At 44.6% G+C, this 6532-nt stretch carries 7 protein-coding genes and 1 pseudogene; 5 read left to right on the top strand and 3 right to left on the bottom strand.

Features of this window, described 5'->3' with window-relative positions; genetic code table 11:
- Positions 1-222 precede the first annotated feature (222 nt).
- On the top strand, positions 223-1239 hold the full coding sequence (locus LQE92_RS13655) for an SH3 domain-containing protein (protein ID WP_231063491.1): 1017 nt from the start codon (positions 223-225) through the stop codon (positions 1237-1239).
- A gap of 163 nt (positions 1240-1402) precedes the next feature.
- Here LQE92_RS13655 and LQE92_RS13650 read toward each other — a convergent pair whose 3' ends face one another.
- From LQE92_RS13650 to LQE92_RS13640, 3 genes are all read right to left on the bottom strand, one after another.
- Positions 1403-2245 carry a recombinase family protein gene (locus LQE92_RS13650; RefSeq protein WP_231063490.1) on the bottom strand — a complete coding sequence of 281 codons (843 nt, stop codon included), beginning with the start codon at positions 2243-2245 and terminating at the stop codon, positions 1403-1405.
- Between the two features lie 17 nt (positions 2246-2262).
- On the bottom strand, positions 2263-2556 hold the full coding sequence (locus LQE92_RS13645; RefSeq protein ID WP_231063489.1) for a hypothetical protein: 294 nt from the start codon (positions 2554-2556) through the stop codon (positions 2263-2265).
- A 100-nt stretch (positions 2557-2656) separates the two neighbouring features.
- Positions 2657-3043 (bottom strand): hypothetical protein, encoded by a 387-nt coding sequence (locus LQE92_RS13640; protein ID WP_231063488.1) that lies wholly within the window; start codon positions 3041-3043, stop codon positions 2657-2659.
- Between the two features lie 144 nt (positions 3044-3187).
- Here LQE92_RS13640 and LQE92_RS13635 point away from each other — a divergent pair, with 144 nt between their 5' ends.
- From LQE92_RS13635 to LQE92_RS14660, 4 genes and pseudogenes are all read left to right on the top strand, one after another.
- A complete protein-coding gene (locus tag LQE92_RS13635; RefSeq protein ID WP_231063487.1) occupies positions 3188-3409 on the top strand; it encodes a helix-turn-helix domain-containing protein in 222 nt (73 codons plus the stop codon).
- 5 nt (positions 3410-3414) lie between these two features.
- Entirely contained in the window at positions 3415-3660 is a 246-nt protein-coding gene (locus tag LQE92_RS13630; RefSeq protein ID WP_231063486.1) for a hypothetical protein, read from the top strand.
- 805 nt (positions 3661-4465) lie between these two features.
- Positions 4466-5404 (top strand): COG2958 family protein, encoded by a 939-nt coding sequence (locus LQE92_RS13625; RefSeq protein ID WP_231063485.1) that lies wholly within the window; start codon positions 4466-4468, stop codon positions 5402-5404.
- 141 nt (positions 5405-5545) lie between these two features.
- Positions 5546-6468, top strand: a pseudogene (locus LQE92_RS14660) (N-acetylmuramoyl-L-alanine amidase); the annotation flags it as partial.
- Positions 6469-6532 lie beyond the last annotated feature (64 nt).

Genomic DNA, 6532 nt, shown 5'->3' with positions numbered 1-6532 from the left:
TAACGAAGAGTGGGATAGGATAGCAATTATAAATCATGCGGTAAATTTGCAGGATACCAAAAGGCTACAGACATTGCAGATTATGGGAAATAGTTTAAGAATACAAAAATAAAGCAGAACTTAGGGGAAAAACAGCATAACGATAATCAGGACACCCGTCTTACGATGGGTGTCCTTTTTGTACACAAATTTTAATGTAAAGGCAAAGAAAGGAGAAACTATATGGCAACAAATTTATATTGTACCAAAAATGATTGTTACAAGGAGAATAAAAAGCTTGCCGGTGTGGACTATCTGATCGTCCACAGTCCGGCAGTCTATCCCACCATCATCCGGGCACAGTCCGGTTCCGGCGGCGGCTGGTACAAACGCTGGAACAAGCCAGGAGTAGAAAAGCTGGTCCACGGCTTCATCGACGACACCGGCGTTTATAACTTCGCACCTTATACGATGTCCTGCTGGCATATCGGAAATGGATGGGGGAACACCCATTGTATCGGCTATGAATTATGCGAGCTGCATACAGCGGCGGAATTTAAAAAGGTATGGGATAATGCCGTCTCTCATTACGCGGAGCTGTGCAAACGGTTTGGACTGACGGCGGATAAAGTCATCGGCCATTGCGAGGCGCATGATAAAGGCATTGCTTCGGACCACAGCGATCCAGAGCCGTATTTCCGCCGTTTTGGAAAGAGCATGAAGGATTTCAGGGCGGACGTGCAAAAACGCCTGAGCGGGGCGGAGAGTAAGCCTGAGAACCAGCCGGCGGCAGCTCCGACAGTGACAAAGACCTATGATCCCTGGGCGCACGGGACAGTCATCCATCTGACCAAAGATGATCCGTTTTTAAATGTCCGGTCCGGCCCAGATGCAGACCAGAAGGTCATCCGCCGGCTGGGCAATGGAAACGAAGTGGACGTGATACAGCTGTATAGTAACGGCTGGGCACAGGTCAACATTGTGGGGACTCGCGGGTATGTCAATGCTCACTATCTGGATATCAAAACACAGGCCCCGGCAGGATATGCGGAGTGGGCCGGAAGAGTATCCGGGCTGGGCGGGAGCCGGCTGAACGTCCGGACAGGCCCCGGAACCAGTCATGGGCTGCTCTCTGCGTGGCCGAAGCTGGGAGAGGGGAACATGGTATCGGTCATCGGAGAATCCGGGAACTGGTATCAGGTACGGATCGATGGGAAGTATATCGGCTGGGCATCAAAGGATTACATAAAGCGGACATAAAGATGGCGGTCAGGGTAAAACCTGGCCGCTTTTTTGGTTGACGCAAAGTCTTTGTGTTGATATACTTGCTGTGAGGTGTAAACGTCGTTCCCCTTGTGGGAACGTGGATTGAAATTTACGAATTAACAGCAAGAGCCCGGTCTATCCAGGCTCTTGTTGTATTTTAGTGGATCGTGGTAAAAGGATCGATCCGGTGACGGCCGACTGTTTTTCCTTGCCTCTTTAGTAATGCCTGCACCCTATTGTAAGTATCAACGGATACCAGCGGTTTGTGATTGCCCTTATAGAGCTTCCCTTGAAAACGGTTGTACCCACAGTAGATCGGACGGGACAATATCGTGCAAATACTGTATGGACTTGGTATCTTTCCCCGTTTCCCGCGGTAACCGGCCTCTCTGGCTTTTTTAGCCACATCCGACAAGCATTTGTATGTTAGGTAGGCTGTAAAACAAAATCGTACATATTCTGCTTCCTGATCGTTTATCTTTAAGCCGTCTTTACCGTCAAGGTCATATCCCAATACTTCGCTGCAGGTGCGTTTCCCCCGCCTTGCCCTTTCCCACATGGCTAAAATAACGTTTTCCCCGGTCACTTCTCGTTCAAACTGTGCCACGGTCCCCAGCATGGACCGGACCATCCGGCCTGCCGGCGTGCCGCTGTCAAAGGCTTCCGAGTAGCTTACCAGCATGATATTAGATCTATCGAGCTCTTCGCAGACGGTCACGAGGTTTGGCATGCTGCGGGAAAAACGGGAGAGCTTCCAGATAAGGACCGTATCGAACTTTTTTTGCTTTGCATCTTCCAGGAGACGGAGCATCCCCGGCCGGTGTTTGATGTCTTTCGCTGATATTCCTTCGTCGCGGTATATGTCGTAGATCTCATATCTTTTTTGCTTACAATGATCGGTCAGCAGCCTTTCCTGGGCAGCGAGAGAGTAACCTTCTATGGCTTGTTCCTGGGTGCTGACTCTTACATATAGGGCAGCACATCTCTTTTCTTTTGCCATTGCCGCACTCCCGCGTATCATTCTGTGATCTCCCAGCCGGCCTCTTTTAGCTTCTGGACCGCATCGTCAATATATTCCGCTTCCATGTCTTTTACATATCCCCGCATGGCATTAAGAGTAACAATGCTGTTAGAGTGATATTCTTTCCAGTCATTCGTGGATAAAAACTCATCGGACCATATGTCCCCGTCACGGGTATCCAGCATCATCTTATGATATCTCCCGTGCCCGTGTTGGCACCATTCACGGCCTGCCTTGTATCCTTTTTTTACAACTTTTGCGATTGCTTTTTTACTAATCTTTTTATTCATTGTATTTTTCCTTCACCCCTGATATAATGGGGCTGCCTTTCCTTTTTGGTGGGTGCCGCTGGTCCAGTTCTCAGGCCGTCCAGCGGCTTTTTGTTTTTCTTTACCTGCCGATATATTCTTTGTTAGCAGCGTCTACGTCGTCATATCTGCTGCAGATATACTCGTTTGCGACGGCATCAACATAACCGCATTTGTAGGATCCCTTGTAACGTCCGTTTGCTGTGTAGCAGGCGATCGTGAGGTAGACCCTTTTGTTCCCGTCTTTTTCCCATTCTTTGGTATTTACACGGCGGTCAATGCCGAGGTTGATGTTGCAATTGCCATAAGCCATAGCTTCCAGATTTGCCTTTAAGGTCTCGACGATGTTTTCTTTCATTTCTTTTGCTTCCCTCCATGCTTTTTTAAGTGCTGCACTCATTGTCATAGCAGCTTTTTTGACCAGTTCCCATGCTCTCTTCATGATCTTGGATAAGTTGTATTTTCTCATTTTGTTGTTCTCCTTTCCTTTATCTTATGTCTATATTATAAACCAAATTTGGTTTATTGTCAATAAGAAAATAAACTTTTTTTGGTTTATTTTTATTGACAAAAACCATTGTGAAATATATACTTTATTTAAGGAGGTGTTGCTATGTTTGTTTACAAGATTAATGTGCTGGAGAGCCTTGATGAAGCGGGGTATAACACAACTCGTATCTTAAAGGAAAACTTGATAGGACAATCATCTATGCAAAAGATACGGAAGGGGGAAGTGGTTGGTATAAAAACCTTAGATAAGATATGCGAATTATTAGATATGCAGCCTGGGAATATTATAAAATATATAGAAAATGATAAACCAAAAAAGGTTTAAAAAATATGGAAAAAGCATTGACAATAAACCAAAAATGGTGTATACTAAAGATAGTTAAGGAAGGCAAGACCTTAACGAATACGGAGGCAAGGCCAGAAAGGAAGGTAGAGATGGACGAAGAGATGAACACAAGTGAATTACTGGTACAGGTTGCCGAAGAAAATCAAACAAGAAAGATTCTGGAGCTCCTCCGGGAGTGCAAAGACCTGGAGGAAGCAAAGGAAAAAGTAAAAGCCCTGCTAAATAAATAGCAGAGCAACAGGATATCAGAGGAGGGCGGGCTTGCCACCGCTCCCCCGATAAAAACAGTATAACATGCAGGGGACGGAAAGTAAAGACAGCATTGGACACACCGGAAGGATTGCGCGGAAAGTGTGATAGGTGGTATAATGGTGATATCATATAAAACTCCCTTTAGTTTTGTGTGATGGAAATATAGGGGAGAGGCCGGAAGAGATTCCGGTCTCTCTTTTGGTAGGCAATGCCTACATTTTGCCTACCAAATACAAGTTAAGATAGGTTATAACAGGTTTTACAATGATGTCTTGCGTTAATAAATGTTTAAAATATGCTTTATTTTATGGTGTTTTCAGTGTTTGTAAATGATGGTATAATTATTAGTATTGAATAGTTGCAATATACAGGACACGTTGAGGCTATTACGCTTCTCGTGCGGAAACCTTGATTTTACGGGCGTTTGCGGGATTATTTGGAAAAAATAGAGTTGTGTTTTTACGGATGGTGAGATGGATAAGTTTCTGCAGATAAGGGGACGGGGATAACGCCGGATAGTTCAAAAATAAAGATTTTACTGGACATAAGATACAATCCGGCAGAACCCTCATTATTTGGCAAAAGTATATACTGTCTGGCAAAACCAGTATTGTGCGATAAAAACGATAGTTGCTGAGTAAAATTAACAATGATAAATTTTTGCTTGTAATTTGCCAACCCATCGTATAAACTAAGCCTATCTGAATACACAGTTCTGAAAACATATCGTTCGGAAGTTCCCCGGTATATTCAATCATACATTAAGGCAAAGGAGAGGTAGGTATGTCATTTGGATTTATTGATTTCGCAAAAGAAGTTTTGAAAGCTTCGGAAAGTCCGCTGTCTGTAGAAGAGATGTGGGAAGCAGGCTGTGATCAGGGGCTTGATGAGAAACTGGGTTCTTCCGGCAAAACACCAATTAGGACATTATCAGCCAGAATCTATGTGGATATCAAAAACAACATGGATTCGGTATTTATACAGGTTAGCAGAAGGCCAGCAAAATTTTATTTGAAAGGAAAAGACATTAATCCAGAAAAAGAAATACCGGATTCTGGTGCAGTCAGGAGAAAGAGTAAGTTTACGGAAAGGGATTTACATATTTTACTATCAAGCTTTGTCTGCACGGACGAGCATTTTAAATGTATGACAAAGACGATTTATCATGAAGTTTCCAAGAGGGAGAAAAGCGGTAAGAATAAATGGCTGCATCCTGATATTGTAGGGGTTCATTTTCCATTTGATTCCTATACTGATAATACTCTGAAGCTGTTCGATGTGTTGAAGGTCAACCCATATAAGCTGTATTCTTTTGAAATGAAAATCAGCCTGACTCTGTCAAACTTGAGGGAATATTACTTTCAGGCGGTGTCAAATTCAAGTTGGGCGCATGAAGGATACCTGGTTGCGCTTCAAATATCAGAGGAACCGGAACTGATGGATGAATTGCGGAGATTGAATAATGCCTTTGGGATTGGGGTAATCCGTCTGGATGCAGAACACTTTATGCAGAGTGAAATACTATTTTCAGCGAAAGAGAAAGATTCTCTTGACTGGGATACGATAAACCGCCTGGTGGATGATAACCGGAATTTTAAAAGTTTTCTTAACGATTTGATGGAGGATGTCAAAATTGGAAAGGTCAAGAGCAGGTATGATGACGTCTATCTGGAAGAGGAGCAGATGTACCAATATGTTTTGAAATGCGGTATTGTATCCTGATGAATGAATAACAATTCTATTTAAAATATAGTCCTTGACTGTTTGCTTTAAAAGCAGGCGGTCAGGGATTTTTTAGTTATGTTTATCTGAAATGTTCCCTTTTATAAAAAAGATTGATACCGGGAGATGTATTGCCTCCATCAGGAGTTTAAACGTCAGGTGATAAGCAATGGTTCCGGGCAGGGAGAGGATAATTCTTCCTATACAAAGGTTATGGGATGGCTGTGGCCACGGTAGAACAGATGCAGGAGTATATCAAAGCGAAGAATCCACAATCGGCACAGCCGGTACTGGATATGGTTCCAATGTATTTGTCGGAAGGGGAGGCAGAAGGCGGGAGAGGGGATGTTGCTTTTGTGCAGTCCTGCCTGGAGACGGGAAATTTGCATTTGCTGGTTTGGCGGTGTTACTGGAGCAGGATAATTTCTGCGGCATGGGTGCGACTTCCAAGGGGAAGAAAGGAAATTCCTTTGAAACGCCGCAGATGGGAATCCGGGCGCAGGTGCAGCATTTGAAAGCCTATGCCAGTACGGAGGGGCTAGTGAATTTGAAGGTTGATCCAAGGTTTCGGCATGTGGTCAGGGGTTTGGCTCCTTATGTGGAATGGCTGGGAATTCGAACCAGCCTGTCAAGCCTTTGTCCGGTTTTGTGAAGGTGTTTTATAAGGGGAAAGACGGAGTAAATGTGAGGAAATCGCCATGTATGGGGGATAACGTGGACCAGGTGGTGTTTGACGGCGCGTATACGGTGATGGGTGTCAGCGCGAACGGGCTGTGGTATAAGCTGAAATCCGGGCTGTTTTTGACATCGGATAAGCGGTATGTGCAGTTTATGGAAAAGCTGCCGGCGGCATCTTCTTATATGGTGAAGGTGGACATCCCGGATTTGAATATCCAAAAGGGACATGGGACTGATGATGAGAGTAGGGGGAAGTTTACCGAAGTAGGGGGGTTACCGTTGTGGAAGAGGCGCAGGGAGCCGGGGCTTCTAATTGGGGGCTGTTGAAATACTACCAGAAGAAGAGAGACGGGTGGATTGCACTTGATTATGTGACGAGGATATAGAGATTTGCCCGGTGGGGAAACCTGCCGGGTTCTTCTTTTTGACCTTCTGAAATAAGTTTCTGCA

The organism is Lientehia hominis (genome assembly GCF_021044755.1).
In the GTDB taxonomy this organism is placed as follows: Bacteria; Bacillota; Clostridia; order Lachnospirales; family Lachnospiraceae; genus Lientehia; species Lientehia hominis.
This window is presented reverse-complemented; position numbering and strand designations above follow the sequence as displayed.

Bases quoted from the DNA above. Each gene is read 5' to 3' on its own strand.
- LQE92_RS13625 (WP_231063485.1), top strand. From the start codon at position 4,466: ATGTCATTTGGATTTATTGATTTCGCAAAAGAAGTTTTGAAAGCTTCG.
- LQE92_RS13635 (WP_231063487.1), top strand. From the start codon at position 3,188: ATGTTTGTTTACAAGATTAATGTGCTGGAGAGCCTTGATGAAGCGGGG.
- LQE92_RS13630 (WP_231063486.1), top strand. From the start codon at position 3,415: ATGGAAAAAGCATTGACAATAAACCAAAAATGGTGTATACTAAAGATA.
- LQE92_RS13655 (WP_231063491.1), top strand. From the start codon at position 223: ATGGCAACAAATTTATATTGTACCAAAAATGATTGTTACAAGGAGAAT.
- LQE92_RS13645 (WP_231063489.1), bottom strand. From the start codon at position 2,556: ATGAATAAAAAGATTAGTAAAAAAGCAATCGCAAAAGTTGTAAAAAAA.
- LQE92_RS13640 (WP_231063488.1), bottom strand. From the start codon at position 3,043: ATGAGAAAATACAACTTATCCAAGATCATGAAGAGAGCATGGGAACTG.
- LQE92_RS13650 (WP_231063490.1), bottom strand. From the start codon at position 2,245: ATGGCAAAAGAAAAGAGATGTGCTGCCCTATATGTAAGAGTCAGCACC.